This is a genomic window from Halobacillus sp. A1 (genome assembly GCF_024189295.1).
Lineage (GTDB): Bacteria > Bacillota > Bacilli > Bacillales > Halobacillaceae > Halobacillus_A.
The window spans coordinates 122,597-148,508 of record NZ_JAIZEN010000003.1; the positions used below are offsets into that span (position 1 = coordinate 122,597).

The window sequence follows — 25,912 nt, forward strand, 5'->3', positions numbered from 1 at the left end:
TTGAGACTAAAGATTATGCTATAATGATTATGTTTTAACCGTATCTAAGAAAGGGATAAGGTGATGAAGGTGATTCCATCCGAAATGAAGATTGACCAATTAAAGAACCAAATAGCAAACCAGGTCCGCCATCCGTTTTTGGCTAAGTTCATTGCCGACCCGGTAATTGATGAGGACAAGCTTGCTATTTTGATTTCTATCATGGATCACACGACCCTTTCGCCTTTAAAAAAAGAGAAATACATTATAACGACTATGCTCGTTCAAATAGCTCTGGATACTCATGACTTAGTAACGTTAACGGAGGACGATGATGAACAAGACACCGTGCGTACTCGCCAGCTTACAGTGTTGGCAGGGGATTACTATAGTGGATTGTATTACTATGTCCTTTCCCAGCTGAATGACATCCCGATGATCCGTACTTTGGCGGGAGCGATAAAAGAAATCAATGAGTTGAAAATGGAGTTGTACTATAAAGATGTAGATTCTTTTCAGGAATTTCTTACTTCTTTAAAGAAAATCGAGTCCTTGCTTATTCAGCGTGTAGCGACATATGTCCAGAAAACCACAATTAACGATATGGCTGGGGATTGGTTGTTAGCTAAAAGGTTACTTCAAGAAAAAAACAGTTATCAGGAGGGGCGCTTCTCACCTGTAATGGATCTGTTAGTAAAGCGGCCGGATTCTACGGAAACTGGTGGACAGCTCGTTTTCAACATTGAGCAATTGCTCCATAAGCATATCTCAAATTTGGAAACGTCAGTATCCCAGCTGCCAATACACTTTAACTGGCTGAAAGCTTACATCCATTCCGCAATCTATCAAAAATTTTATAAAACGAATATTGCAGAGGAAGGGTAATATATGCAGCCACAGTCCAAGGAAGAACGCGTACACAGCGTATTCGAAAAAATATACAGCCGCTATGATTCAATGAATTCCATTATATCCTTTCAGCAGCATCGACTCTGGAGAAGAGATGTCATGAAGCGGATGAATGTCCAAAAAGGTGATCAAACTTTAGACGTCTGCTGCGGAACAGGGGATTGGACGATGTCACTTGCTGATCAGGTCGGCTCGTCAGGGAAAGTGATCGGTCTTGATTTCAGCGTAAATATGCTTTCTGTCGGTATTAAAAAGAAACTTGCGGCAAGAATGAAGCAAGTCGAATTCGAACATGGAAACGCTATGGATCTCCCCTTTGATGATAACCAGTTCGATTACGTAACAATTGGTTTCGGACTTAGAAACGTCCCTGATTATCTTCAAGTTTTAAAAGAAATGCAACGTGTCGTTAAGCCCGGTGGAAAGGTCGTCTGTCTAGAAACTTCTCAACCCACCAACCCGGTATTTAAACGGTTATATTACTTCTACTTTGGGAAAGTCATGCCTTTGTTCGGTAAGTTCTTTGCAAAAAGTTATGAAGAATACAGCTGGCTTCATGAATCTGCCAAAGATTTTCCCGGGAAAATGGAGCTCAAAGACATGTTTGAACAAGCGGGCTTGAAAAATGTGAAAATCAAGTCTTATACAGGCGGTGCAGCCGCAATGCATATGGGAGAAAAGCCACTGTCATAATTGAGGATGAACTATATGAAATTAGCAATGATCTATTCTTTCTTAAAGCAAGATTTGGCAGTAATTGAAGATGCTGTCAACGAAACGATCCAATCTAATAATCCTGTACTCAGAGAAGCCTCAAGCCAGCTTCTAAATGCAGGAGGTAAAAGGATCAGGCCTGTCTTCGTTCTGCTAGCAGGCAAATTTGGGAATTATGATATTGAACGGATGAAGTCAGTCGCCGTTTCTCTTGAGTTGATTCATACAGCTTCGTTAGTTCACGATGATGTAATAGATGAAGCTGAAATTAGACGCGGTGAGGAAACGATTAAGTCCAGATGGGATAATCGCATAGCTATGTACACAGGGGATTACATATTTGCTAGATCGTTAGAGAATCTATCAGCATTAAACGATCCCAAAGCCCATCAAATATTAGCGGAAACTATGGTCGAACTCTGTTTAGGTGAAATTGAACAAATAAAAGATAAATATAATATTGATCAAAATGTTCGAAGCTACCTAAGAAGAATCAAGCGCAAAACGGCAATATTAATTGCAGCGAGCTGCCGTATGGGAGCTATCGCTGCAGGCGTCGGTCTAGAAGAAGAAAAGGCATTATACCGTTATGGTTACTACGTAGGGATGTCCTATCAAATCATTGATGATGTACTGGATTTCACAGCATCCGAGAAAGAACTAGGAAAACCTGCAGGTAGTGATTTAATTCAAGGGAATATCACTCTCCCTGTACTATATTCGCTTGAAGATCACGAACTCAAAGATGAATTGCTTCAAGTATTTTTAAAAGAAAAAAGTACACCTGGTGATTTCTCCTGGATTATTCAAAGGATTAAAACAAACGGATCGATAGATAAGTCCTTAGAATTGAGTGACCGATACTTGAAAAAAGCATATGAAGCTTTAGAAATACTGCCGCAAAACCGTGCCAAGCAGACATTAAAAGGTATAGCGAAGTACATTGGAAAAAGAAGAACATAAAAGGTTTGCCACAATACTCAAATTTTGGTAAAATCTTTTATGGTGCTATTTAAAAGCGCTTTCATACATTACATAAACTGAGGTGTTTATCCATGGAAAAGACATTTTTAATGATTAAGCCAGATGGAGTGCAACGTAGTTTAATTGGTGAAGTTACTGCAAGATTTGAAAGAAAGGGTTTTAAGCTTGCTGGCGCTAAGCTTATGACAATCGACAGGTCCCTCGCTGAAGAGCATTATGGGGAGCATAAAGGCAAACCTTTTTTTGAGGAACTCGTCGATTTCATTACTTCCGGACCCGTATTCGCGATGGTATGGGAAGGGGAGAACGTCATCTCCACTGCCCGGAAACTAGTGGGAGCTACTAACCCTCAGGAAGCAGCACCTGGAACGATCCGAGGAGATTATGGTTTGATCGTAGGTAAGAATGTTATTCATGGATCTGACTCGAAAGAGAGCGCAGAGCGGGAAATCGGATTGTTTTTTAACAGCGAAGAAATTCAAGATTATACAAAAGACGGTCTTTCGTGGGTATATTAAAGAATAATAGAAGCTATCTCAGAAAGGTTCATGTACAATGGACCTTGAAGAGATAGCTTTTTCTATGTAAGAAACTTTACATCACTAATTTAATGCTTTACTCTGTAAAAGATAGCTGTTATAAGGAGCTTAGCGTTCATGAACGATGATTATGGAAACTTTGTAGAGCAATTCAAAAGAAAAACCGGTATCGACCTTCTCTTATATAAAGAAGCTCAGATGAAGCGGAGGTTAACATCTCTGCGTGATAAGAGAGGATATACTAGTTTCTCCTCTTACTTTGAAGATTTCCAGGACAACTCAACGCTATTTTATGAATTGCTCGATCGAATGACGATTAATGTGTCTGAGTTTTATAGAAATCGAAAGAGATGGGAAATACTAGAGAAAAAAGTTCTTACTCATCTACTGAAAGGCCAAACAAGATTAAAGGTCTGGAGTGCAGCTTGCTCTACAGGAGAAGAACCTTACACACTGGCTATGATCCTACAGAAGCATCTTCCTGCCCGCCAAATAGAGATTGTAGCTACAGATATTGATCGAAATGTGTTAAAACGCGCTGAAATGGGAGTTTATACAGACAGCGCATTAAAGGAACTTCCAGCGGAAATGAAGAAAAAACACTTTACGTATGAAGGTAATCAGATGTACAAGATAAGTGACAACATAAAAAAATGTGTTACTTTTAAACAGCATAATCTACTAGCTGACCAATATGAAAAGAATTGTGATCTCATAGTATGCAGAAACGTGCTCATATATTTCACAGAGCCGGCGAAAAAGTATGTCTATCATCGTTTTAATGAGTCTTTAAAGAGAGAAGGGGTCTTTTTTGTAGGGAGTACCGAGCAGATCTTCTCTCCTGACCAATATAACTTTGAATATTTCGATACATTTTTTTATAAAAAGGTCATCTGATGCTTCGATAGATTCAATATACGAAGAGTAAAGCTTTAGAAGAACTAATTCGCTGTAAGCACGTAAAATGTCAAGACCTATCCGGGCTATCTTTTAGTCCATTAAAGTAATAGACAGCTATTACTTAATGAATTTTACAGCGGATTGAATAGTTGTAGAACACAAAGAGAGAACCATATGATATAGTAGTACATAAATTTTAAAACTAGGGGGACTTAAACATGCGTTATTTAACAGCAGGAGAGTCACACGGAAAGCAATTGACCACGATTATCGAAGGAGTACCATCACATTTACCTCTGGTACCTGAACAAATAAATGAATCACTGATCCGCAGACAGGGAGGATACGGTCGAGGCCGCCGTATGCAGATCGAGAAAGATTTAGTAGATATTACAAGCGGAGTCCGTCACGGTTATACGTTAGGTTCCCCAATTTCTTTAGTTGTGCATAATGATGACTTTAAACACTGGGTAAATATCATGGGAGAAGATCCTCTGCCTGAAGACGCTCAAATCAAACGAACGATTTCTCGACCGCGTCCTGGCCATGCCGATTTGAACGGCGGAATGAAGTACGGTCACCGTGACATGAGAAACGTGCTTGAGAGGTCCTCAGCTCGTGAGACGGCGGCACGTGTTGGAGCGGGTGCTGTTGCCAAGGTCCTGTTGCGGGAACTGGGAATTGAAGTAGCTGGTTATGTCCGTGAAATCGCTGGTATTGTAAGTGACGTGGATGAAAGCTTAAGTGTAACTGAGCGTGCCCGTATATCTGAAGAATCTCCTGTGAGGACTTTTGATGAGAAGGCAGCCGACAAAATGATGGAAGCTATTGATGTGGCTAAGAAGGAAGGAGACTCTATTGGCGGAGTCTGTGAAGTTTATGTAGAAGGTATGCCGGCAGGAATGGGTTCTTACGTACAATATGATCGAAAACTGGATGCTAAGATCGCTGGGGCGGTCATGAGCATCAATGCTTTTAAAGGTGTAGAGTTCGGTATCGGTTTTGATGCGGCTCGTCGTAACGGAAGTAAGGTACATGACGAGATCTTATGGGATGAACAAAGAGGTTATTACCGCCGCACGAACAACCTTGGTGGATTTGAAGGCGGGATGACGTCCGGGATGCCGATCGTAGTCAAAGGTGTTATGAAACCTATCCCTACTCTGTATAAGCCTCTTCAAAGCATCGATATCGAAACGAAAGAGCCTTTTCAAGCAAGCATAGAACGATCCGATTCTTGTGCTGTCCCGGCTGCTTCCGTTGTTATGGAGCATATCGTCGCTTTTGAATTAGCAAAGGCTATAACAGAGGAGTTCCCTTCTGATTACTTCCCTAGATTAAAGAAAGCGGTCGAAGATTACAGAGAAGAAGTGCGTGAATTTTAATGAAACAGTTGACGATACAATCTTCTTCACATGCTTATGATGTAATTATAGGTGCTGGGCTGCGGAAGAAGTTCTCGCAAAAATTAGGCAAATCTTATAAAAAAATATTGATCATTACGGACAGCAAAGTTTCTTCTTTATACCTGGAGGATATAAAAGCCGGCTTGCCTGACCATGAGGATCTTTCCCATGTCATCGTTCCAGCTGGTGAAGCCTCAAAAAGTATGGACCAATACAGCCGGCTTCTGGATAAATGTATAGAGGAACAGCTGGATAGAAGCTCTCTTATTGTTGGATTAGGCGGAGGAATGGTCGGGGACCTTGCTGGGTTTGTTGCCTCAACTTATTTAAGAGGCGTGGACTTTTTGCAGATGCCAACGACAATTCTAGCTCATGACAGCAGTGTTGGTGGAAAAGTAGCGATCAACCATGAGCAGGGAAAAAATCTGATCGGCAGTTTCTACAGCCCTGTTCAAGTGATCTACGATACTGACACTTTAAGGACGCTGCCGGATTCAGAGGTTCGCTCAGGATACGGAGAAGTCGTTAAGCATGCGTTACTGAGTGATATGGACTGGGTTAAAGAAGTTCTGTCTGAAGACCTTTCTGAACTTTCTTATTCTCAATTGGGAAATCACTTACTGGCAGGAATTAAAGTAAAAGCTTCTATCGTTGAAGAAGATGAAAAAGAGCATGGAGTACGCCAGCATTTGAATTTAGGGCATACACTTGCCCATGCTCTAGAATCAGATTTAGGATATGGGGAAATCACACATGGAGAAGCTGTGGCCATCGGTATATTTTTTGCTATGAAAGTAAGCGAAAAAGTTCTCGAATCCACTTTACCTATCGGTGCTTATTCTGCGTGGCTTAAAACGAACGAATATCCTGTAGAAAAGTTGAGTAATTTAAATCCGGAACGCTTAGTTAATCGGATGAAATGGGATAAAAAAACGATTGAAGATCGTATTCATTTTGTTTTATTGAAGGGAGTAGGAAGTCCTGCCGTCGTACCTATCCCGGAAGATGATCTAGTAAATTATTTGAAAGAATTTATTGAAGAGGTGATCCAAATTGATGAGAGGGATTAGAGGGGCGACAACAGTCCAGGAAAATAAGGCAGAAGAGATTGTTTCCCACGCTTACGAACTCGTTGCCGATATGGTTCATCAAAACAACGTTGATGCAAATGATGTAGTTTCTATTCTGTTTACTGTTACGGAAGACTTGAACGCTGCATTTCCAGCCAAAGCGGTGAGAAAGATTGAAGGGTGGACATACGTTCCTGTCATGTGTATGCAGGAAATTCCTGTGCCAGGGAGTTTAGAGAAATGCATTCGAGTGATGATGACTGTAAATACGTCCGCTAAGCAGGAAGAAGTCCATCATGTTTATCATTACGGGGCAACTGTTTTACGACCTGATCTAAAAAAGTGAGAGGAGCAACTTCCATGAAGGCAAAAGATATATTAAAACAAATGACGCCATATAAACCAGGTAAACAAATTGAAGAGGTAAAAAAAGAATATGGTTTAAACCAAATCGTGAAGCTTGCCTCCAACGAAAACCCATTCGGCTTTTCGTCTCAAGTGAAAGATCAGCTACCAAAATTGATTGCTGAATTAGAAAAATATCCGGATGGCTATGCGGCAGCGTTAAGGACGAAAATGGCTGATTTTATTAACGTTGAGGAAAGTCAACTGATTTTCGGGAATGGATCTGATGAGATTGTCCAAATCATTTGCCGCACTTTTTTAGAAAAAGGTGCCAACACAATCATGGCCGCCCCGACCTTTCCGCAGTATAAGCATAATGCATTAATTGAAGGTGCTGAAGTGAGGGAAATACCACTGATAGATGGACACCATGACCTTGATGCAATGCTTGAACAAATTGATAAGAACACACGCGTACTTTGGTTGTGTACGCCAAATAACCCTACAGGTGTACATATTCCTAAAGATAAAGTGAAGAATGTGCTGGATCGATGTCCATCCCATGTATTAGTTGTAATGGATGAAGCTTACTATGAATATATGGAGGCGGATGATACGTTCCAGTCTATTCCTGCACTCGATCAGTATAAAAACTTATTGATATTAAGGACTTTTTCCAAGGCTTATGGACTTGCAGGATTAAGAATCGGTTATGGTGTGGCATCAAGTGAGGTCATATCGACGTTAGAACCGTCAAGGGAGCCCTTTAATACCTCCACGATCGCTCAAGCAGCAGCTATTCTCGCTCTTGATGATCAGACGTTCATTGAAGAGACGACGAACGAAAATATCAAGAATAAGCATGCGTTACTCAGTTTCCTTGAAGAGAACGAGCTAGGATATTATCCGTCCGAAGCGAACTTTGTACTCGTCCATTTACCGATCAGCGGGGATGAGATGTTTGAACACCTGTTGAGTAAGGGCTTTATAGTAAGATCCGGTGAAGCGCTGGGGATTCCTCATTCGATCCGTCTGACCATCGGAAAAAAAGAAGATATGGAAATTATCCAATCCGAAATTAAAGAAAGGCTTTTAGGTATTCCAAAATGACGCAAACTGTTTTTTTTGTAGGGCTGGGACTTATTGGCGGTTCCTTGGCAATGAATGTTGCGCAGCGAGAGGATTGTCACATAATTGGAATGGACCCCGACCCTAAAACAATCGAAATGGCAAAAGTACAGGGGGTCATCCATGAAGCTGCCGATGATTTTGAAGAAGGCTGCCTCAAGGCTGATATTCTTGTACTGGCTACTCCCATATCAATCACAATCGAATATTTACAGATGTTAAATGGTATTGATCTTGAAAAACCGCTTCTCGTTACAGATGTATCTTCTGTAAAAAATAAAGTGCTGGAAGCCGCTGAGAAGATTTCAAATTCTTTTGTCACTTTTGTCGGCGGCCATCCGATGGCGGGCTCCCATAAACAAGGCTATTCTGCGGCTAAGCCGCATTTGTTCGAAAACGCCATTTATGTGCTGACGCCGTCGGAATCAGCTAATGGGACTGAGTCTCAGCGACTGCAGGAACTTTTCAGCAAAACGAAAGCTCGTTTTCTCACTTTCAGCACTCAGGAACATGATGAAATGACCGCTGTCATTTCTCATTTTCCTCATCTGATCGCTTCCTCGCTAGTTCACCAGGCGAAAGAATGGCAGAAAACCCATCCTTTCCTGGAACATTTAGCGGCAGGAGGGTTTCGTGACATTACGAGGATCGCTTCAAGTAATCCAAGGCTATGGCAGGATATTTTCTTTCAAAATAGGACGCTCCTCTTGCAAATGCTGGAAGATTGGATTGATGAGATGCAAGACATTAAATCCTTATTAGAGCAAAAAGAAAAACAGTCCACTTATGAATATTTAGTTCAAGCTAAAAATTACAGGGACGGACTGCCAATCAAAGAAAAAGGAGCTATCCCTGCATTTTATGATTTGTATGTGGATATCCATGACCAGCCTGGAGCAATCTATAAGGTCATCCAGCAATTGGCCGAGATTGAGATCAGTATTAAGAACATAGAAATATTAGAAATAAGAGAAGGAATTACAGGTGTTTTGCGCATCAGTTTCTCTACAAGCAGCGAGCAGCACCAAAGCTATCAATTGCTGAACGGCAGAGGGTATGAAGTGATGATTGAAGATTAGGGGGTACACACATGAATGAAGTAGAATTACAACCTGTTCCTAACGGGATAAGCGGCAAGATATCTGTTCCAGGAGATAAATCGATTTCCCATAGATCGGTCATATTTTCATCTCTTGCAGAGGGGACGTCTCGAATATCCAACTTTTTGACAGGAGAAGATTGTCTGCGAACTATTCAGGCATTTAGAGAGTTCGGTGTGGAAATCGAGCAGGAAGAAACGGATGTGACAGTTTACGGTAATGGGTTATCTGCCTTAAAGGCTCCGACCAATCCGATTAATTTCGGTAATTCGGGCACGACTGCCCGTCTGATGAGCGGGGTTTTGTCTGCTCTGCCTCTGTTCAGCACTGCCTATGGAGATCCATCTCTTTCTAAACGTCCTATGGACAGAGTGGTCGTCCCATTATCTGCTATGGGCGCTGAAGTTTATGGCAGAGAGGACGCAAGACTTCTTCCTTTAGCCTTTAATGGGAAGAAGCTTATGGGCACAACTATTGAAATGAATGTAAAAAGTGCCCAAGTTAAATCTGCATTGCTCCTTGCGGGAATGCTTGCGGACGGTGAAACTACGGTCATTGAAAAAGGTACGACACGCAATCACACCGAAATGCTCATGTCCCAATATGGAGTGGAGCTTAATCAATCAGGTAACAATCTGACTATTCCAGGTAACCAACAGCCAAAAGCCTCTGACCTGCGAGTACCGGGGGATATTTCTTCTGCTGCATTCTTTATTGTAGCTGCTGCTATCACACCAAATAGCGAATTAACCATTGAAAACGTTGGTTTGAACCCGACCAGAAATGGGATTTTGACGGCGCTTGAACAAATGGGGGCATCAATCGAAGTGAAGGAGACCGAAAAAATCGGTGATGAGCCTGTAGGTGAAGTGAAAATCAGCTTCAGTGCATTGAAAGCTGTAACCATCGAAGGTGACCTCGTCCCTAATTTAATTGATGAAATTCCTATTTTAGCTTTAGCGGCTACTCAAGCTGAAGGAACTACGGTGATCAAGGATGCAAAAGAGCTGAAAGTCAAGGAAACTGACCGAATAGAAGCTGTAGTAAACAATTTGAATGGAATCGGTGCTCAAGTAGAGGCGACAGAGGATGGAATGATCATTTACGGGCCTACACCATTGTCGGGCGGAGGTTTACATTCTTATGGAGATCATCGAATCGGTATGATGGGCGCTATCGCCTCCTTAATCGCCGAGGCCCCCGTAACAATCAAAGATAAGGATTGTATAAATATTTCCTACCCTAACTTTTTTGAACATTTAGAAGAAGTTTGTAAATAACGAATCATACATTAAATTGAGCTCTCATACCATGTAAAAAGCCTTTCAGGAGGTCATCGGTATGGGAGCTTATTCGTTTGCCGAAAAAATTCTTTTTAAAGATAGAAAATTTCACTGTCATCTGTTCGTGCAATTAAACAAGTTAAGCAAGAAGACAAAATCATACGAGAAGGCTGCAAAGTATAACATGGACAGGTTCATAATCATATTAGGCCATGTTATTTCAGATACGCGCTTTCCCTTAAGCCGTTCCCCAACCTCAAATTAAAAGTCTATGTTAAAGATCGTTGTTGATGTTGATAAGTGAGTTATTCAACAATATGGCAGGATTGTTGAAGGCTTGATGTCGAGATAATTAGTGGATCAGGGTGGCGGGGAGTGGCTCGCTTTCTGTTGGAGCTTGGTGAGCTTTCTAGAGCGTTCACCATTCGTCGAATACCGTTATATCTTTCTGTCTAAACAAGTAGAAATAGTGAGATGAATAACGAAAGGTTTTGGACAATCTTAAGGAACAAGTATGGTATTATTAGGTTATAAATTCAGATGGAGGACGTCTTTTTTAACTAGCGTCCGATATAAGCATTGCCTACAATTCCCCTCTATTCATATTTATGAGTAATAGGTAGGCGAGTTAGTTGATGAAGTTGGGCTTTTCTTATATCATGGGGCTAGTTCAAATGTTCCTTGAGTTGAGAACTCATTTCTACGATTGAGGAATGGGATGATCACTCATCACAGGGCTGCATAATAAAAAAGTTCCATCGATAACAATTTGTTTAGATGTTGAAAGGAAGTCATTATGGAGGAAATTCATAGAGCGATCCAAGCAATGGAAGCAGATAAAACTGAGGAAGCCTTACAAATTTTACAACAATACTTGCCAGAAGCTGATGAAGAGGAACGCTTTACGATAACAGAGCTTTACATCCAGTGGGGGATGCTGGAAGAAGCTAAAATCATACTTCTTGAGTTGATGCAGCGTTACCCTAAAGAAGCAGAGCTTAAGGTCATGATGTCTGAGATTCACATCGATTTGAATGAAGACGAAGAGGCGATTAACCTCCTCAATGAGTTTACACCAGAAGATGAAGGTTATTTAGAATCCTTACTCCAACTGGCAGATTTATATCAATCACAAGGTCTGTTCGAAGTAGCTGAGCAAAAGCTGTTGACAGCTAAACAATTGGAGCCGAATGAAGCGGTTATAGATTTCGCTCTAGGCGAATTAGCATTTTCTAACGGGGAATACAATAAGTGCATTCCATTTTACGAGAATGCATTACATCACCAACCCGTCATCGCTGATATTGAAGTGGCCACCCGACTTGCGGAGGCTTATGCTGCTCATGGAGAATTCGAAAAGTCACTGGAGTACTTTGAGAAAGTAGAAGAAGACAATGCTGATGTCATGTTCCGATATGGGTTTGTAGCTTTTCAAGCTATGCGTAATGATATAGCAATTCATGTATGGGAGCGTTTAATTGATGATGACCCGTATTACCAATCGGTTTATCCTCTGTTAGCCCAAGCATATGAATCAGAGGGGATGCCTTCTGAAGCTCTTGAAATGGCAAAAAAAGGTCTGGCTAAAGATGAATATAATAAAGAGTTGTTCCATTTAGCGGGAACTTTATCCCATAAATCAGGTGATAAGGACTCAGGATATAAGTATATGAGAGAGGCTGTCGCCTTAGATCCCGGCTATAAGGAAGCTGTACTCTTTTTAATTGAAAATTATAAAAGTGATGGCGACCAAGAATCCATCATAGAATTAATTAATCAACTTCTATCATTGGGCGAAGAAGACCCTGACTATTTGTTTGAACTCGCCAAAGCGTACGAAGAAGAGGAAGACTACAATCAAGCATTGGTTCACTATCAGAATGCCTATCCTTCCTTAAGAAATGACGATGTCTTTTTGAAAGCTTATGGATATTTCCTTGTTGAAGAAGGAAGAATGGAAGAAGGAAAGAATGTCTTGAAAGAGTACTTGGCCATCGAACCGTCCAATACAGAAGTAGAAGAGTTTATCAGCCGATTAAGTGAAAAGTAATAGCGCAGGAGGGGCGCCTATGGAAACACCGATTTCTGTTAATGAAAAAAAAGAATTTGTCCGTTGGTTCTTAAATCATTATCAACTGAAAAAAAGAGAAAGTGTCTGGATTCTTAATTACTTAATGAATCACGAATCTTTGCTTTCGTACGTGTGTTTCGTGGAAGATGTCAAGTTATGTCCAAGAGGGATGGAGATAACAGCTCAAGGTGTCAAGGATCCGCCATTCCGCTTCTACAAAGGTCAGGTCATGACAAATGATGCGGAAAAGTCGTTCCATGACTTAAGAATGAACCAGGATGAACCGATATACATTCAAATGAATTTCGAGAATGCTCATCAGTGTTCTATGTATGCTTTAGTTCTTGAAGAAAACCCCTATTTACCTAAAGATCATTATGTGAATGATAACGACCGGCAAGAAGCAGACCAATTGCTGTCATCCAGCCTTTTGCTTTTCAAAAAACAGGAACTTGAAAAGCAAATTGATGAAAGTCTCCAGTCTGGAGATCAGCACCGATTCTGTGAACTGGCGAGCTCATTAGGCGAAGTAAATGAAGCGTTGAAGTGTTATCAACTTGAATAGCTAAGAGGAATTTTTCCCTCTTAGCTTTTTTTTTCGTTCAAATCTAGTAGAATAGAACATAAGGAAGGAGGAGGAAGACATCGTGCAATGGACGAGAAAAGATTTGAGCTTATATATCAAAGAAAAAGAATATATCGATACATTAATTATACCTCTCATCCCTTTTAATCCTGCTTCAGACTCGAATGTAACTAAAGAAGCTTTTCAAAGAGAATTGAATCAATTGTTTACACACTTACTAGAAAAAGAATATCGGGGAAGAATAATAGTGTCACCAGAATACGATTACATAACAGGGTCGAACGAAACAGAAGTTCATCGTATCAATCAATGGGTGGAAAGATTTCAATCGCAGCCTCTGTCCCATGTATTTCTGTTTACTTTTGATCCAAAATGGAAAAAATGGGAGCAGGCATTGAAGGGGCAGCTCCTTTGGGTTCCTAGTATGAATGAAAGGGACTTACATTCATCTGAAACGAAGTCGTTTGTAAAAGAGCAAGTGAGTCAAATTAGTGAACTAATAAAGGCTTACTGGTGACTAGGAAAACTTTACCGAGCCTTCTATATTTTATTGACCGCGCTTTAAGATTGCGCTATCATAGTAATGTCCTAGTAAACTGTATGTAATCATTCCATGAGCATGGATTTCAGCATAGAGGGGGGAAAAGAATGAGCGATAAACAAAGAGTATCCCGTCGTCAATTTTTAAACTACACACTCACTGGTGTAGGCGGTTTCATGGCTGCAGGTATGCTGGCGCCAATGGTCAGATTTGCCATTGATCCTGTTTTAAAGCCATCCGCTGCTGGAGATTTTCAATCTGTAGCATCAGTAGATGAAATTACGAATGAACCGCAGAGATTTGAATGGATCGTCGAACAAGTGGACGGTTGGTATGAATCAGAGGTCCAAAAAACGGCATGGGTATACCGTACAGAGGATGATGAAATCGTTGCCCTTTCACCAATCTGTACGCACTTGGGCTGTACCGTTGACTGGGCTTCTCAAGAAGAGTATCCTGATCAGTTTTATTGTCCATGCCATGCTGGTCGTTATACGAAAGATGGTGTTAATGTCCCGGGAACACCACCGACAGCACCTTTACCTTTGTTCGATCACAAGGTCGAAGAAGGGATGTTATACCTTGGACAAGAACAAGATAGATAGGGGGCGTAATTCATGCTACAAAAAATTTATGATTGGGTTGATGAGCGAGTAGACATCACTCCTTTATGGCGTGATATCGCTGACCACGAAGTACCTGAGCATGTCAATCCGGCCCACCATTTCTCAGCATTCGTTTACTGTTTTGGTGGTTTGACATTCTTCGTTACAGTGATTCAGATTTTATCAGGCATGTTCTTAACGATGTATTACGTACCTGATATTGAGAACGCTTGGGAATCGGTATACTACCTGCAAAGGGAAGTTGCCTATGGTCAGATCGTCCGCGGTATGCACCACTGGGGAGCAAGTTTAGTAATCGTCATGCTGTTTCTACATACTTTACGAGTCTTTTTCCAAGGCGCCTATAAAAAGCCTAGGGAATTGAATTGGATAGTAGGCGTATTATTATTCTTTGTAATGCTTGGCCTTGGTTTCACAGGGTACTTGCTCCCTTGGGATAACAAAGCTTATTTTGCTACACAAGTAGGACTTGAAATCGCAGCTGCTACGCCGATCATTGGTGACAGTATCCGATCACTGTTAGCAGGGGATCCGACTATAGTTGGAGCTCAAACACTGACTCGTTTCTTTGCGATTCACGTGTTTTTCTTACCTGCAGCATTATTCGGTCTGATGGGTGCTCACTTCGTTTTAATCCGTAAACAAGGAATTTCCGGTCCACTATAAGACGGGATTGATGTAAAGGAGGGAAAGCTGTGCATAGGGGAAAAGGTATGAAGTTTGTCGGTGATTCAAGGATTACTGCCGAACAAAAAGCCAATTTACCAAAAGATTACTCAGAATACCCTGGTCGGACGGAAGCATTTTGGCCGAACTTCCTGCTGAAAGAATGGCTGGTCGGATCGGTTTTCCTCATTGGTTTCTTAATTTTGACGGCCGCTCACCCTTCACCACTTGAGCAGCAGGCAGATCCAACTAATGCAGGGTACATTCCATTACCAGACTGGTATTTCTTATTTCTATACGAATTTCTAAAATATCAATATGCCGGCGGTGACTTCATCGTATTCGGTGCATTGGTAGCACCAGGTATCGCATTCGGAGCTCTTTTACTTGCGCCGTTTCTCGATCGAGGACCTGATCGTCGGCCAACTAAACGTCCAATCGCTGTTGGACTAATGTTGCTCGGTTTTTTCGCAACTTTCTGGCTAACTTACGAATCTGTCTCTGAAGTGGATTATGCACAACGTGGGGAAGATTATGGAGTCAGTATGGAAGCTGAAGAAGTGGAAATCGATACAGAGGCTGCAGGTTACGAAATTTATGAACAAAACTGTGCGAGCTGTCACGGAGGTAATCTTGAAGGTACTGGAAGCTATCCAGCTTTATTGGATACTCAATTACCGGCAGATCAAATTAAACAAATTGCACAAGAAGGTATCGGCGAAATGCCAGCTGGAATTTTCGAAGGATCCGAGGAAGAACTTGATGCCTTAGCCGCATTTGTAACTAACCCTACGGGAGAAGAAGAGGGTTCTGAAGGCGGAGAAGAAGAAGGTTCTAGCGATGAAGGATCCGAGGAAGAAGGTTCTGAAGAAGGCTCAAGTGAAGAGTCTGAAGAAGAATCCGAATAAGTATAACATGGAATTTTTATAATGAGCCGTGCTCTTCCTTTTAGAGCGCGGCTCATTTATTCTAGGGAGGCCTTTTTATGAAAACAATCATCCCTTACATACTGAATCATCGCATATTTTTAACCGTGCTTTTTATCGTCAATCTATTCGGTACAATATACGGGTATATTTGGTATGAGAGCCAGCTTTCTATTACAGAACCGATTTACTTGATTTTTGTACCCGACAGTCCGACAGCGAGTTTGTTTTTTACGATATTTTTAGGGTTTTACTTATATAAGAAAAACGTTCCCTATATCGAAGCGCTAGCTATGATTACTTTGTTGAAATACGGCATATGGGCTGTCGTTATGAATGGACTGACTTTTGTAGAATACGGCCAATTACCGTGGACTGGCTATATGCTTGTAATTTCACATGGAGCGATGGCAGTGCAGGGTTTACTGTATGCGCCTTACTACAAAATTCGAATGAGGCATATCGTGGTCGCAGCTATATGGACACTGCACAATGACGTCATAGATTATGTGTTTGAGCAAATGCCCATCTACTCAGCTATTATGGATAATATGAATGAAATCGGGTATTTCACTTTTTGGCTGAGTATCTTCTGTATCGGTGTTTGTTATTACCTTACGAGGAATAACAGCCATTCGGTCTAATCTCTACCTCTTTTTCATACACTATCTATAAGATAGAATTTGAAGGAGAGAGTGACCATGGGACGAGCTATTGTTGTTATTTTCCTATTGTTATCAGGACTTTTTTTCATAAGTAATAGTTGGATATTCGCCAGTGAAAAAAACGATACGTTAGATCCCTTCATCAGTCAATATGAATATTTGCTCCAAGATCAAAAGGTTGAGCTGGCTACAAAAATGCTGAATAATCGATATAGTGAATTGGAAAGCTATTTTGAAGGGGAGTCTGAAGCCCAGCTTGAAACCCTCAACCGGCTAGTACAGAATACGATCGAAGACCCTTATCACCATGCTGATACATTTATTCTTTTTGTAGAAGCAGGGGTAGATCCTGAACCTGAAAAATACCTATTGAGCAAAGTTGATGAACTGAAAGTTTTAGTGGAAAATGCTGAAACTTCTCCTTCTTTAGTTACGGAGAAATGGGCAAACCTAGAACCCGCGATGTCCCATTATTTTAAAGGAGAGTCTGTCAATAGCATCACTTCAACAATGGATCTGTACGTTAACAATCCAACTGCAGGTACACAGCAATCTCTAGTCAGAGACTTAGACCATTTAATACTCGAAGAAGACGAATCACTTACCTATGATGCTTTTATTTGGACAGCTATAATTATTGGCAGCACTATCCTTTTGACACTGGTGTATGTAGGATATAGAAAATATAGAGCAGAAAAAGAAGAAACTCAAGTTAAACAAAAACTAAATAGTTGATTTATTTTATTTTTTTGACTAAAATTGACCTATACACGTAGTACACATCTAAGATGGAGGAATGAAAATGGAATTACTTCTGTACTTTGCGATTATTTTGATTGTGCCTATATGGGCCTCGTCAAAAGTAAAAAGTACGTATAAGAAATATTCAAAAGTGGCGACTTCTTCTGGTATGACCGGGGCAGAAGTAGCTAGAAAAATACTGAATGATAATGGAATTTATGATGTTAAAATCGAAGAAACAAAAGGTATGCTTTCAGACCACTACGACCCGAGGAAAAAAGTCATTAGACTTTCTTCTGATAACTTCCATGGCCGTTCAATGGCTGCTGCAGCTGTTTCAGCTCACGAAGTGGGTCATGCGATTCAGGATGCTGAAGAGTATGCTTTCTTAAAATTCCGCAGTGCATTAGTACCGCTGGCAAGCTTTGGTTCTAACACGTCCATCTTTTTAATTATTGGCGGTATGCTTTTACAAATGTCCGGCTTACTGCTTCTTGGTATCGTGTTCTTCGCCTTTGCGGTATTATTCCAGTTTGTAACCCTTCCAGTGGAATTTGATGCTTCGAATCGAGCAATGGGGCAGCTTGTTTCTACCGGGGTCATTCGTAATGATGAAGAACGGAAAACTAAAAAAGTACTGAATGCTGCCGCATTGACATATGTAGCAGGTGCGCTTGTCGCATTAGCAGAACTAATGAGGTTCATCTTCATTTTTACTCAACAGGATTAAATACGTAAAATCCCTCTTGATGACAATCAAGAGGGATTTTTTTATCATTTGACTCTGTTAAATTAAATTGTACTTCCATATCAGTTACCTTATCTTGAAGACTCAAATTCGAGATCGTTTTTAAATTAAAGGTTTTATATGATGATAAAAAGTGAATTGTTCACCCTGGCTTGCCAACCACCCCTGCATCTCCAACAACTCTTTCTAGTCATCTAAAGGCATTTTATTTTCATCTAATGTAAAGCCTTCTCCTACTACATCATGGACATGGCTTATGGCCACGAATGCATGAGGATCTATCTGTTCAATGATATTCTTGAGTCGTACAATTTCATTTTTAGCGATAACGCAGTAAAGGACATCACGACTGCTACCGGTAAAGGAACCCCTTCCTTGTAATACTGTTACTCCACGATCCATTTCTTTCATGATCGAAGCGGAAATTTGTTCGCTTTTTTCAGATATAACCGTCGTTCCTCTTGCTGCATAAGCTCCTTCTTGGATGAAATCAATGACACGTGCTCCAATAAATACAGCAACTAGAGTATACATTCCCTTAATGTGGTCGAGGTATGTAATGATCGAAGTGAAAATAACGAGGGCATCAAATAAAAACATGGCACGTCCCATACTCCAGCCTAAATATTTATTCATTAGACGAGCTATAATATCTACGCCTCCGGTTGTTCCGCCATACCTGAATATGATGCCGAGACCTACCCCTATAAACACCCCGGCGAATAAGGAAGCTAGCGTCAAATCCGAAGCCAAATCGATTTCTATCAAATATATTTGAGAAATACGAATAAAGACTGAAACCGCAAGAATACCGATAAGCGAATAATAAAACGTTGTGCGCCCTAAAGTCTTCCATCCGACAATTAGAACAGGTATGTTTAAGACGATGTTCATTAATGCAGGATCTAAATTGAATAAATAAAGAAGCAGCAAGGTGATTCCTGTAAAGCCGCCTTCACCTAACTCATTTTGAATGTTAAAGTGGACAAGACCGAATGAAAAAATAGCAGAACCTACAAGAATGAAAAAGATATTTTTGATTTTTAAATTAAACACTTTCAAACTTTGTCACCTCCGTAATTAATATCACGACTTCCATTATAAAGTTTCACCTATGAACCCACAATGTGTATAGTTCTAATAATTTGTCAAATAGCCGCCTTTTGGCTACCATTACAATAGGAGAAGCTAATTGCGAGGAGTTTTGATAATGAATTACAATACGAAAGACATTCAAAAAAGAGTGGATCGATACATATCACAATTTAAAGAAGGGTATTTCTCCCCTTTAAGTATGCAGGCGCGGTTAACGGAAGAGGTTGGAGAGCTAGCCAGAGAAATTAACCACAGGTACGGAGAAAAGCCTAAAAAATCCACTGAAGCGGATAAAGCTTTGGAAGAAGAATTGGGAGACGTGCTTTTTGTGCTAACCTGCTTCGCAAACTCACTAAATTTGGATTTATCAGAGGCATTTGAACAATCTATGAGTAAAATTGAAACAAGAGATAAAAATCGCTGGACACGAAAAGGAAAAGAAGGAGAGAAAGACGATGAATAAAATTAGTTGTATCGTAGCAGGACCAAGAGGGAAAATGGGAAGCGAAGCTCTTCGAATGATAGAAAAGGACGATACGCTCGAGCTCGCAGCATGTATCGATCGGAAACACGAAGGAGAACGCGTACAGGACATCGGTGGGCTGCCTTCAATGGAAGCTATAATATATACGGACGCTGAAATATGTATGCAAGAAGTTGAGGCTGATGTTTTAATTGACCTTACAACTCCGGAATATGGCTATAAGCATACTAAGCTAGCTCTTGAAAATGGAATAAGGCCAGTTGTAGGTACGACAGGTTTTTCTGATGATCAACTATCTGAGCTTAGACAGCTGGCAGAAACGAAACAGCTTGGCGCAGTTATCGCACCTAATTTTGCTGTAGGTGCCGTATTGATGATGCAATTTTCCAAATGGGCAGCCAAACATTTCCCTGACGTTGAGATCATTGAAAAACATCATGATCAGAAACTGGACGCTCCCTCAGGTACAGCTGCTAAAACCGCGCAGCTGATTCAGGAAGAGAGAGACGGACATAAGCAAGGTCATGAAAATGAAAAAGAGACTATAGAAGGCGCGAGAGGTGCTGATTATGATGGGATGAGAATCCACAGTGTTCGTCTCCCTGGTCTTGTCGCGCATCAGGAAGTGATTTTCGGTGGTCTTGGGCAGACTTTAACGATCAAACATGATTCTTATCATAGAGAGTCATTCATGTCAGGCGTGAAATTGGCTGCAACAGAAGTAATGAACCTCGACGTATTAGTATATGGACTTGAACATTTATTGGATTAGGAAGGTTATAGGGTGTTATTGAATTTTCATAAGAGAGTGACCCATTAATTTTGCAGGATTGGTAAAGACTTGATTCTAAGATGTTTTGTAAGAGGAAGCTTACCGTCTTCCTTGCGGTAAGGGAGCTTTATTCAAGACCCCATTCTCCAAGCACAATTAACGAAACCGATCTTAACGATAAGGAAGCTATGAACTTGGAAATTTAACAGAGCTATTGGATTAAGGAGGATCTCAATGAATATCGCTTTAATTGCGCACGATAAGAAAAAGCCGGAAATCATAACGTTCACGACCGCGTATCAAAATATACTGGAAAAACACCAGTTGTTTGCAACAGGAACGACAGGCAAAAAAATAGCCGATGCGACGGGACTATCGATTGTACGTTTTCAATCTGGACCTTTGGGCGGCGACCAGCAAATTGGTTCTAAAATTGCTGATGATCAAATGGATATGGTGATTTTTTTCCGTGATCCATTGACCGCTCAGCCGCATGAGCCGGATATTACAGCTTTGTTAAGGCTGTGTGATGTTCATCAAATCCCTGTTGCCACCAATTTGGCAGGTGCAGAAATCATGATCCGTGCCCTGGACCGCGGAGATTTTAATTGGAGAAAAGTTGCAAAAGATGAGAGAAATCAGGTGGAATAGGTATGGCTAAAATTGGAATCACATGTTACCCGACTGTCGGCGGTTCGGGGGTCATCGCGACAGAACTTGGAAAGCTTTTAGCTGAGAAAGGTCACGAGATACATTTTATCACCACTCAGTTACCCTTCCGGTTGAACCGGGTATATCCCAATATCTTTTATCATGAAGTAGAGGTCAGTAATTACCCAGTGTTCCAGCATCCTCCTTACGACCTCTCACTGGCTAATAAAATGGCTGAAGTGATTAATCGGGAAGAGCTAGATATCCTGCATGTGCACTATGCTATGCCCCATGCAGTATTAGCGATTCTTGCTAAACAGATGAGTGACAGGGATATAAAAATTGTCACGACTTTACATGGAACAGATATTACGGTGCTTGGAATCGATTCGAGTTTGAAGCAGATGATCAAATTCGCAATAGATCAGTCCGACCGGGTGACGGCTGTTTCTGAAAGTTTAGTGAGCCAAACAAGAGAACAGTTGGAAACGGTAAAACCAATTGACGTCATATATAATTTTGTAGACGAACGTCAATATTTTCGAAACCCCAATGCTCAATTAAAAAAGGAATATAAAATCAAAGAAGAAGAAAAAGTGATCATTCATGTGTCCAACTTCAGAAGAGTCAAACGTGTCACGGATGTCATTCAAGTGTTTGCCAAAGTCAGGGAGGAGGTACCAAGTAAACTCCTGTTGATAGGCGACGGACCTGAGTATTCTATGTGTTATCAGCTTGTAAAAACGTTGAATTTAGAAAACCACGTTCTTTTTTTAGGAAAACAAGAAAATGTCAACGAGCTTCTTGCGATATCCGATCTGAAGCTTCTTTTATCTGAGAAAGAAAGCTTTGGATTAGTGCTATTAGAAGCGATGGCCTGTGGTGTACCTTGTATCGGTACTAGAGTCGGAGGTATTCCTGAGGTCATCGATCACGGGGAGACAGGATATATAGCTGAGCTTGGAGATATCGATGAAATTTCAAACTACGCTATTTCTCTGCTCAGTGATGAAAAAGTCTTGCATCAGTTTTCTATACAAGCAGAGCAGGTCGTAAAGGAAAAATTCGCTTCACAAACGATATTACGTCAATATGAACAACTTTATGATCAGGTGATCCAATATGATGAAGCCTAATCTCAAACATGCTTTTGAAATCATCCATAATATCGAGCAAAAGGGAGGAAGAGCTCATATTGTAGGCGGTGCCGTTCGGGATTCTTTTCTAGACCGACCATTAGGGGACATTGACTTAGCTAGTTCTTTTTCTCCTGACCAAGTGATGCAAGCATTTGATAAAGTGATTCCTGTGGGAGCAGAGCATGGTACAGTGATTATCCGCTATAAAGGTGTATCCTATGAAATTACTACTTATCGTTCGGAGACTGCTTATGCCGATTATCGTCACCCTGACCAAGTGGAGTTTATAGATAGTATAGAGGATGACCTGGCGAGAAGAGACTTTACGATCAACGCTATGGCTTTTAATTCCGCTGCTGAGCTCATTGATCCATATGGCGGGAAAATGGACTTGGAGCGTAAGATCATACGTGCTGTGGGAGTTCCAGAAGAGCGTTTTGAGGAGGACCCTTTACGCATTTTGAGGGCATTACGTTTCGCGAGTCAGCTTCGGTTCAATTTAGACAATCCTCTTGTACAGGCTATCAGGGTGTGCGCTCCTTTGTTACGACATATTTCAGTTGAACGGAAGGCCGTTGAATTTGAGAAGCTGTTAGCAGGGGAGGGTTATAAGCGTATATTACCCTTGTGCCTTTCTTTGAAAATTGGCAGCTTCCTCCCCATGTTCAATAAAGAATTAAGCTTACTTAAAAAGCTACCGGCCTGTAACCTTAAAAACATGGCGGAAGTAATTACATTCTATCTAATGCAAGGATCTGCTTATACAGTGCATGATTGGGTCAAAGAATGGAAGTTATCCAATCGTGTTAAACTCGAAGCTCTTCATCTGTATGACGCTGTCAAAGCATTCAGCTTTGAGACTGAGGATTACGATTGGATTTTATACCAGCTTCCAGCGCATTTGCAGGTTCATTTAATAAACGTAGCTAAAGCGCTTGATTGTAAAATAGACGGAAAACAGCTTGCATTGCGTTACGAAAAACTTCCGATCAAGTCAAAAAAAGAATTATCGTTTCAAGCGGAAGATCTTATTCAGGCTTTTCCTGGTAGTGAAAAAGGGAGATGGATAGGGGACAGTTTACAACGTATCGAAAAGGCGGTCGTTTTAAAGAAAATCGCTAATGAATATCAAGTCATAAAGGAATGGGTACACTCATGGAATCGACAAGAAACCGACTCATAAAACTATTGAATCAGGAAGATGATTATATTTCTGGGCAGCAGCTGTCTGATCACCTGAATATTTCTCGCACTGCGGTATGGAAGCATATGAAAGAATTGGAGAAAGACGGATATGAAGTGGAAGCAGTGCAAAGGAAAGGGTACAGGATCATCGCATCTCCTGATAAAACAAGTGAAAACACTATTCACTGGGGATTGAGGACGAGTTGGATCGGCCACCAGCTGCATCATTACGAAGAAGTCGATTCGACGCAGGATATCGTCCACCAGCTGGCGAAGCAAGGCAAACCGCACGGAACCGTTGTCGTTGCAGATGAGCAGATTAAAGGTAAAGGAAGAATGTCCAGGCCGTGGCACTCCCCTAAAGGCAAAGGAATTTGGATGAGTATTTTACTGCGTCCTGAATTATCGCCTGTACAAGCACCCCAAATTACCTTACTTGCAGCTACGGTTTTGGCAAAGGTAATTGCTTCTCAATCCCAGCTGATCCCCTTTATCAAATGGCCGAATGATATTTTGATTAATCATAAAAAGGTATCCGGAATTTTGACCGAAATGCAAGCCGAGCACGATCAAATTCAATATGTCGCCATTGGTATCGGAATAAATCTCAATCAATCTGCGGAAGAGATTCCAGTGGATATAAGGCATAAAGCCTCTTCCTTAAGGGCAGAATCAAAGGAAGAATGGAATATCACTTCAACGATCCAGGAGATATTGAAGCAGTTTGAATGCACCTATGATCAATATGCTGCTGAGGGTTTCAATTATGTAAAAGAAATCTGGGAAACATACGGGTACAAAATTGGAGAAAAGGTTACCATATCAACGATGAGACGGACATGGGAGGCGACCCTTGTAGGGATCGAGCCTGATGGTGCTTTAATAGCAAGAGACAGTGAAGGGAAGAGCGAGAAATTGTATTCTGCTGAGATTCAGTGGGGAGAAGGAGGATATGATGCTAAATAAGACGAAGCTCAGCCAAATGAAAGCTGATGGGGATAAAATCACAATGCTTACCGCATATGACTACCCTTCTGCTAAAATAGCTGAACAGGCAGGTACTGAGATGATATTAGTAGGAGATAGTCTAGGGATGGTCGTCCTTGGTTATGAGTCCACGATTCCTGTTACAGTAAGCGACATGATCCATCACGGTAAGGCAGTAAGAAGAGGTGCGAAGAATACGTTTGTCGTCGTGGATATGCCTTTTATGTCTTACCATATTTCGATAGAAGAATCTTTGAAAAATGCAAGGGAGATTTTCCAAGAAACCGAAGCACAAGCTCTGAAGGTAGAAGGAGCAGGTGAAGTTTTACATACGATCGAGAAACTGACGTATGCCGGCATTCCTGTAGTTGGACACCTGGGGTTGACTCCGCAATCTGTTCATGTATTGGGAGGGTATAAAGTTCAGGGCAAAGATGAAAGAGCTGCACAGCAGATGCTTGAAGATGCCAAAAGCATAGAAGAAGCTGGAGCTGTGGCTTTAGTACTTGAATGCATCCCTAAAGAGCTGGCTCAGCTAATTTCTGAACAACTCGAAATCCCGACCATTGGAATCGGTGCTGGAGCAGAAGTCGATGGACAGGTTCTCGTCTACCATGATATTTTAAAATATGGTGTAGACAGACTTCCTAAATTTGTGAAGTCTTACATGGATAGTCATTCCAATATGTTAGAAGCGGTGGAGTCTTACGTAAGTGAAGTGAAGTCTGGAGCATTCCCTGAAACGAAGCACACTTTTACGATGAACCCTGATTTCCTTCCTAAATAATGGGGGTACATGATTTATGGATGTTTTTAATTCTATCAATGATGTGAAAGCAACAATATCAAATAAAAAACTATCTGGACAAACGGTCGGCTTTGTACCGACCATGGGTTTTTTGCATGAAGGACATTTGAAACTCATTGACAAGGCAAAGGAAGAGAACGACATTGTAGTTCTAAGTATTTTTGTTAATCCCCTTCAGTTCGGTGAAAACGAGGACTTAGATGCCTATCCGAGAGATGAAGGACGAGATTTGGCTTTAGCAGAAAAGCATGGAGTCGATTTGGTTTTTTTTCCTACAACTGAAACGATGTATCCTCAGCCTTTATCTTTAAATATTTCCGTGGTAAGAAGAGGCAATGTATTATGTGGAAAAAGCAGACCGGGACATTTTGAAGGTGTCGTTACCATCCTTACGAAACTGTTCAACATCTGTCAGCCCGACCGCGCATATTTCGGCAGAAAAGATGCTCAGCAAGTAGCAGTAGTGGACGCTTTGATCGAGGATTTCAATTTTCCGATCGAGCTAGTCGCCGTCGATACAGTGCGTGAGGCTGACGGGCTTGCTAAAAGCAGCCGTAATGTAAACTTATCGGATAAGGAAAGAGAAGAGGCGCCGTCTATTCAGGAAGCGCTGCAATATGGAAAAGAGCTAATTGAACGAGGGGAAAACCTCCCTGCTGCCGTGCTGCACGAAACTAGACAGTTTCTTGAAAATAAGACTCGTGGTAAAATAGACTATATTGAGTTATTATCTTACCCTGAACTTGAACCATTAGAGAAAATCGATCGTCAAGTTATACTTGCTATTGCTGTTTTTTATGAGAGGGCAAGGCTGATAGACAATGTTATCTTAAATGAAGCAAGTCTCGATAAGGGTAATTGATC

The 25,912-nt window shown here is 41.1% G+C and carries 29 protein-coding genes; 28 read left to right on the top strand and 1 reads right to left on the bottom strand.

The window, feature by feature from the left end; translation table 11 throughout:
- Window positions 1–63: 63 nt before the first annotated feature.
- The 20 genes from LF817_RS04980 to LF817_RS05075 all read left to right on the top strand — a co-directional run bounded on the left by LF817_RS04980 (window position 64) and on the right by LF817_RS05075 (window position 17,909).
- Window positions 64–864: a heptaprenyl diphosphate synthase component 1 gene (locus LF817_RS04980; RefSeq protein ID WP_253934672.1), complete on the top strand. Its 801-nt coding sequence runs from the start codon at window positions 64–66 to the stop codon at window positions 862–864.
- A gap of 3 nt (window positions 865–867) precedes the next feature.
- Window positions 868–1,581: a demethylmenaquinone methyltransferase gene (menG, locus tag LF817_RS04985; protein WP_253934673.1), complete on the top strand. Its 714-nt coding sequence runs from the start codon at window positions 868–870 to the stop codon at window positions 1,579–1,581.
- A gap of 15 nt (window positions 1,582–1,596) precedes the next feature.
- Window positions 1,597–2,565 (top strand): heptaprenyl diphosphate synthase component II, encoded by a 969-nt coding sequence (gene hepT, locus LF817_RS04990; RefSeq protein ID WP_253934674.1) that lies wholly within the window; start codon window positions 1,597–1,599, stop codon window positions 2,563–2,565.
- A gap of 92 nt (window positions 2,566–2,657) precedes the next feature.
- Complete coding sequence (ndk, locus tag LF817_RS04995) at window positions 2,658–3,104, top strand: nucleoside-diphosphate kinase (RefSeq protein WP_253934675.1); 447 nt, start codon at window positions 2,658–2,660, stop codon at window positions 3,102–3,104.
- A 138-nt stretch (window positions 3,105–3,242) separates the two neighbouring features.
- Complete coding sequence (locus LF817_RS05000) at window positions 3,243–4,022, top strand: CheR family methyltransferase (RefSeq protein WP_253934676.1); 780 nt, start codon at window positions 3,243–3,245, stop codon at window positions 4,020–4,022.
- A gap of 221 nt (window positions 4,023–4,243) precedes the next feature.
- On the top strand, window positions 4,244–5,410 hold the full coding sequence (gene aroC / locus LF817_RS05005) for a chorismate synthase (RefSeq protein ID WP_253934677.1): 1,167 nt from the start codon (window positions 4,244–4,246) through the stop codon (window positions 5,408–5,410).
- On the top strand, window positions 5,410–6,501 hold the full coding sequence (gene aroB, locus LF817_RS05010) for a 3-dehydroquinate synthase (protein WP_253934678.1): 1,092 nt from the start codon (window positions 5,410–5,412) through the stop codon (window positions 6,499–6,501). The genes aroC and aroB overlap by 1 nt, the downstream gene beginning before the upstream one ends.
- Window positions 6,485–6,847, top strand: coding sequence for a chorismate mutase (gene aroH, locus LF817_RS05015; protein WP_253934679.1), 363 nt, complete (start codon window positions 6,485–6,487; stop codon window positions 6,845–6,847). The genes aroB and aroH overlap by 17 nt, the downstream gene beginning before the upstream one ends.
- A 14-nt stretch (window positions 6,848–6,861) precedes the next feature.
- Window positions 6,862–7,956: a histidinol-phosphate transaminase gene (gene hisC, locus LF817_RS05020; protein WP_253934680.1), complete on the top strand. Its 1,095-nt coding sequence runs from the start codon at window positions 6,862–6,864 to the stop codon at window positions 7,954–7,956.
- Complete coding sequence (locus tag LF817_RS05025; RefSeq protein ID WP_253934681.1) at window positions 7,953–9,053, top strand: prephenate dehydrogenase; 1,101 nt, start codon at window positions 7,953–7,955, stop codon at window positions 9,051–9,053. The genes hisC and LF817_RS05025 overlap by 4 nt, the downstream gene beginning before the upstream one ends.
- A gap of 11 nt (window positions 9,054–9,064) precedes the next feature.
- Window positions 9,065–10,354 carry a 3-phosphoshikimate 1-carboxyvinyltransferase gene (gene aroA / locus LF817_RS05030; protein WP_253934682.1) on the top strand — a complete coding sequence of 430 codons (1,290 nt, stop codon included), beginning with the start codon at window positions 9,065–9,067 and terminating at the stop codon, window positions 10,352–10,354.
- A 799-nt stretch (window positions 10,355–11,153) separates the two neighbouring features.
- Window positions 11,154–12,407 (top strand): tetratricopeptide repeat protein, encoded by a 1,254-nt coding sequence (locus LF817_RS05035; protein ID WP_253934683.1) that lies wholly within the window; start codon window positions 11,154–11,156, stop codon window positions 12,405–12,407.
- A gap of 19 nt (window positions 12,408–12,426) precedes the next feature.
- Window positions 12,427–12,993, top strand: coding sequence for a ReoY family proteolytic degradation factor (locus LF817_RS05040; RefSeq protein ID WP_253934684.1), 567 nt, complete (start codon window positions 12,427–12,429; stop codon window positions 12,991–12,993).
- Between the two features lie 82 nt (window positions 12,994–13,075).
- Window positions 13,076–13,531, top strand: coding sequence for a DUF2487 family protein (locus LF817_RS05045; protein WP_253934685.1), 456 nt, complete (start codon window positions 13,076–13,078; stop codon window positions 13,529–13,531).
- 131 nt (window positions 13,532–13,662) lie between these two features.
- A complete protein-coding gene (locus tag LF817_RS05050; RefSeq protein ID WP_253934686.1) occupies window positions 13,663–14,160 on the top strand; it encodes a QcrA and Rieske domain-containing protein in 498 nt (165 codons plus the stop codon).
- 12 nt (window positions 14,161–14,172) lie between these two features.
- On the top strand, window positions 14,173–14,847 hold the full coding sequence (gene qcrB, locus LF817_RS05055; protein WP_253934687.1) for a menaquinol-cytochrome c reductase cytochrome b subunit: 675 nt from the start codon (window positions 14,173–14,175) through the stop codon (window positions 14,845–14,847).
- Window positions 14,848–14,876: 29 nt separating this feature from the next.
- Window positions 14,877–15,755 (top strand): menaquinol-cytochrome c reductase cytochrome b/c subunit, encoded by an 879-nt coding sequence (locus LF817_RS05060; protein WP_253934688.1) that lies wholly within the window; start codon window positions 14,877–14,879, stop codon window positions 15,753–15,755.
- A gap of 86 nt (window positions 15,756–15,841) precedes the next feature.
- Window positions 15,842–16,417, top strand: a complete 576-nt coding sequence (lhaT, locus tag LF817_RS05065) for a lipoprotein heptaprenylglyceryl N-acetyltransferase LhaT (RefSeq protein ID WP_483867075.1) — start codon at window positions 15,842–15,844, stop codon at window positions 16,415–16,417.
- A 57-nt stretch (window positions 16,418–16,474) separates the two neighbouring features.
- On the top strand, window positions 16,475–17,173 hold the full coding sequence (locus tag LF817_RS05070) for a sporulation protein YpjB (RefSeq protein WP_253934690.1): 699 nt from the start codon (window positions 16,475–16,477) through the stop codon (window positions 17,171–17,173).
- A 67-nt stretch (window positions 17,174–17,240) separates the two neighbouring features.
- Window positions 17,241–17,909, top strand: coding sequence for a zinc metallopeptidase (locus LF817_RS05075; protein ID WP_253934691.1), 669 nt, complete (start codon window positions 17,241–17,243; stop codon window positions 17,907–17,909).
- A 204-nt stretch (window positions 17,910–18,113) separates the two neighbouring features.
- Here the strand turns inward: LF817_RS05075 and LF817_RS05080 are convergent, their stop codons facing one another.
- Window positions 18,114–18,989 carry a YitT family protein gene (locus LF817_RS05080; protein ID WP_253934692.1) on the bottom strand — a complete coding sequence of 292 codons (876 nt, stop codon included), beginning with the start codon at window positions 18,987–18,989 and terminating at the stop codon, window positions 18,114–18,116.
- Between the two features lie 148 nt (window positions 18,990–19,137).
- On the opposite strand from LF817_RS05080, the gene LF817_RS05085 reads away from it, so the two are divergent.
- From LF817_RS05085 to panC, 8 genes are all read left to right on the top strand, one after another.
- Window positions 19,138–19,485, top strand: coding sequence for a nucleotide pyrophosphohydrolase (locus LF817_RS05085; protein WP_253934693.1), 348 nt, complete (start codon window positions 19,138–19,140; stop codon window positions 19,483–19,485).
- The gene (gene dapB / locus LF817_RS05090; protein WP_253934694.1) at window positions 19,478–20,278 is read left to right on the top strand and encodes a 4-hydroxy-tetrahydrodipicolinate reductase; all 801 of its coding nucleotides are present in this window, start codon (window positions 19,478–19,480) and stop codon (window positions 20,276–20,278) included. The genes LF817_RS05085 and dapB overlap by 8 nt, the downstream gene beginning before the upstream one ends.
- A gap of 234 nt (window positions 20,279–20,512) precedes the next feature.
- The gene (gene mgsA, locus LF817_RS05095; RefSeq protein WP_253934695.1) at window positions 20,513–20,929 is read left to right on the top strand and encodes a methylglyoxal synthase; all 417 of its coding nucleotides are present in this window, start codon (window positions 20,513–20,515) and stop codon (window positions 20,927–20,929) included.
- 2 nt (window positions 20,930–20,931) lie between these two features.
- The gene (gene bshA / locus LF817_RS05100; RefSeq protein WP_253934696.1) at window positions 20,932–22,065 is read left to right on the top strand and encodes an N-acetyl-alpha-D-glucosaminyl L-malate synthase BshA; all 1,134 of its coding nucleotides are present in this window, start codon (window positions 20,932–20,934) and stop codon (window positions 22,063–22,065) included.
- Entirely contained in the window at window positions 22,052–23,251 is a 1,200-nt protein-coding gene (locus LF817_RS05105) for a CCA tRNA nucleotidyltransferase (RefSeq protein WP_253934697.1), read from the top strand. Before bshA ends, LF817_RS05105 begins: the two co-directional genes overlap by 14 nt.
- Complete coding sequence (locus LF817_RS05110; protein WP_253934698.1) at window positions 23,224–24,219, top strand: biotin--[acetyl-CoA-carboxylase] ligase; 996 nt, start codon at window positions 23,224–23,226, stop codon at window positions 24,217–24,219. Before LF817_RS05105 ends, LF817_RS05110 begins: the two co-directional genes overlap by 28 nt.
- Window positions 24,209–25,027, top strand: coding sequence for a 3-methyl-2-oxobutanoate hydroxymethyltransferase (panB, locus tag LF817_RS05115; protein WP_253934813.1), 819 nt, complete (start codon window positions 24,209–24,211; stop codon window positions 25,025–25,027). The genes LF817_RS05110 and panB overlap by 11 nt, the downstream gene beginning before the upstream one ends.
- A 16-nt stretch (window positions 25,028–25,043) precedes the next feature.
- Window positions 25,044–25,910: a pantoate--beta-alanine ligase gene (gene panC, locus LF817_RS05120; protein WP_253934699.1), complete on the top strand. Its 867-nt coding sequence runs from the start codon at window positions 25,044–25,046 to the stop codon at window positions 25,908–25,910.
- Window positions 25,911–25,912 lie beyond the last annotated feature (2 nt).

Excerpts from the sequence above, each read along its gene's own strand:
- LF817_RS04980 (WP_253934672.1), top strand. The coding sequence starts at position 64 with ATGAAGGTGATTCCATCCGAAATGAAGATTGACCAATTAAAGAACCAA.
- LF817_RS05070 (WP_253934690.1), top strand. The coding sequence starts at position 16,475 with ATGGGACGAGCTATTGTTGTTATTTTCCTATTGTTATCAGGACTTTTT.
- menG (WP_253934673.1), top strand. The coding sequence starts at position 868 with ATGCAGCCACAGTCCAAGGAAGAACGCGTACACAGCGTATTCGAAAAA.
- qcrB (WP_253934687.1), top strand. The coding sequence starts at position 14,173 with ATGCTACAAAAAATTTATGATTGGGTTGATGAGCGAGTAGACATCACT.
- aroB (WP_253934678.1), top strand. The coding sequence starts at position 5,410 with ATGAAACAGTTGACGATACAATCTTCTTCACATGCTTATGATGTAATT.
- bshA (WP_253934696.1), top strand. The coding sequence starts at position 20,932 with ATGGCTAAAATTGGAATCACATGTTACCCGACTGTCGGCGGTTCGGGG.
- LF817_RS05050 (WP_253934686.1), top strand. The coding sequence starts at position 13,663 with ATGAGCGATAAACAAAGAGTATCCCGTCGTCAATTTTTAAACTACACA.
- panC (WP_253934699.1), top strand. The coding sequence starts at position 25,044 with ATGGATGTTTTTAATTCTATCAATGATGTGAAAGCAACAATATCAAAT.
- aroA (WP_253934682.1), top strand. The coding sequence starts at position 9,065 with ATGAATGAAGTAGAATTACAACCTGTTCCTAACGGGATAAGCGGCAAG.
- LF817_RS05085 (WP_253934693.1), top strand. The coding sequence starts at position 19,138 with ATGAATTACAATACGAAAGACATTCAAAAAAGAGTGGATCGATACATA.
- panB (WP_253934813.1), top strand. The coding sequence starts at position 24,209 with ATGCTAAATAAGACGAAGCTCAGCCAAATGAAAGCTGATGGGGATAAA.
- LF817_RS05075 (WP_253934691.1), top strand. The coding sequence starts at position 17,241 with ATGGAATTACTTCTGTACTTTGCGATTATTTTGATTGTGCCTATATGG.
- LF817_RS05105 (WP_253934697.1), top strand. The coding sequence starts at position 22,052 with ATGATGAAGCCTAATCTCAAACATGCTTTTGAAATCATCCATAATATC.
- LF817_RS05000 (WP_253934676.1), top strand. The coding sequence starts at position 3,243 with ATGAACGATGATTATGGAAACTTTGTAGAGCAATTCAAAAGAAAAACC.
- LF817_RS05025 (WP_253934681.1), top strand. The coding sequence starts at position 7,953 with ATGACGCAAACTGTTTTTTTTGTAGGGCTGGGACTTATTGGCGGTTCC.
- mgsA (WP_253934695.1), top strand. The coding sequence starts at position 20,513 with ATGAATATCGCTTTAATTGCGCACGATAAGAAAAAGCCGGAAATCATA.
- LF817_RS05035 (WP_253934683.1), top strand. The coding sequence starts at position 11,154 with ATGGAGGAAATTCATAGAGCGATCCAAGCAATGGAAGCAGATAAAACT.
- ndk (WP_253934675.1), top strand. The coding sequence starts at position 2,658 with ATGGAAAAGACATTTTTAATGATTAAGCCAGATGGAGTGCAACGTAGT.
- hisC (WP_253934680.1), top strand. The coding sequence starts at position 6,862 with ATGAAGGCAAAAGATATATTAAAACAAATGACGCCATATAAACCAGGT.
- LF817_RS05040 (WP_253934684.1), top strand. The coding sequence starts at position 12,427 with ATGGAAACACCGATTTCTGTTAATGAAAAAAAAGAATTTGTCCGTTGG.
- dapB (WP_253934694.1), top strand. The coding sequence starts at position 19,478 with ATGAATAAAATTAGTTGTATCGTAGCAGGACCAAGAGGGAAAATGGGA.
- aroC (WP_253934677.1), top strand. The coding sequence starts at position 4,244 with ATGCGTTATTTAACAGCAGGAGAGTCACACGGAAAGCAATTGACCACG.
- hepT (WP_253934674.1), top strand. The coding sequence starts at position 1,597 with ATGAAATTAGCAATGATCTATTCTTTCTTAAAGCAAGATTTGGCAGTA.
- LF817_RS05110 (WP_253934698.1), top strand. The coding sequence starts at position 23,224 with ATGGAATCGACAAGAAACCGACTCATAAAACTATTGAATCAGGAAGAT.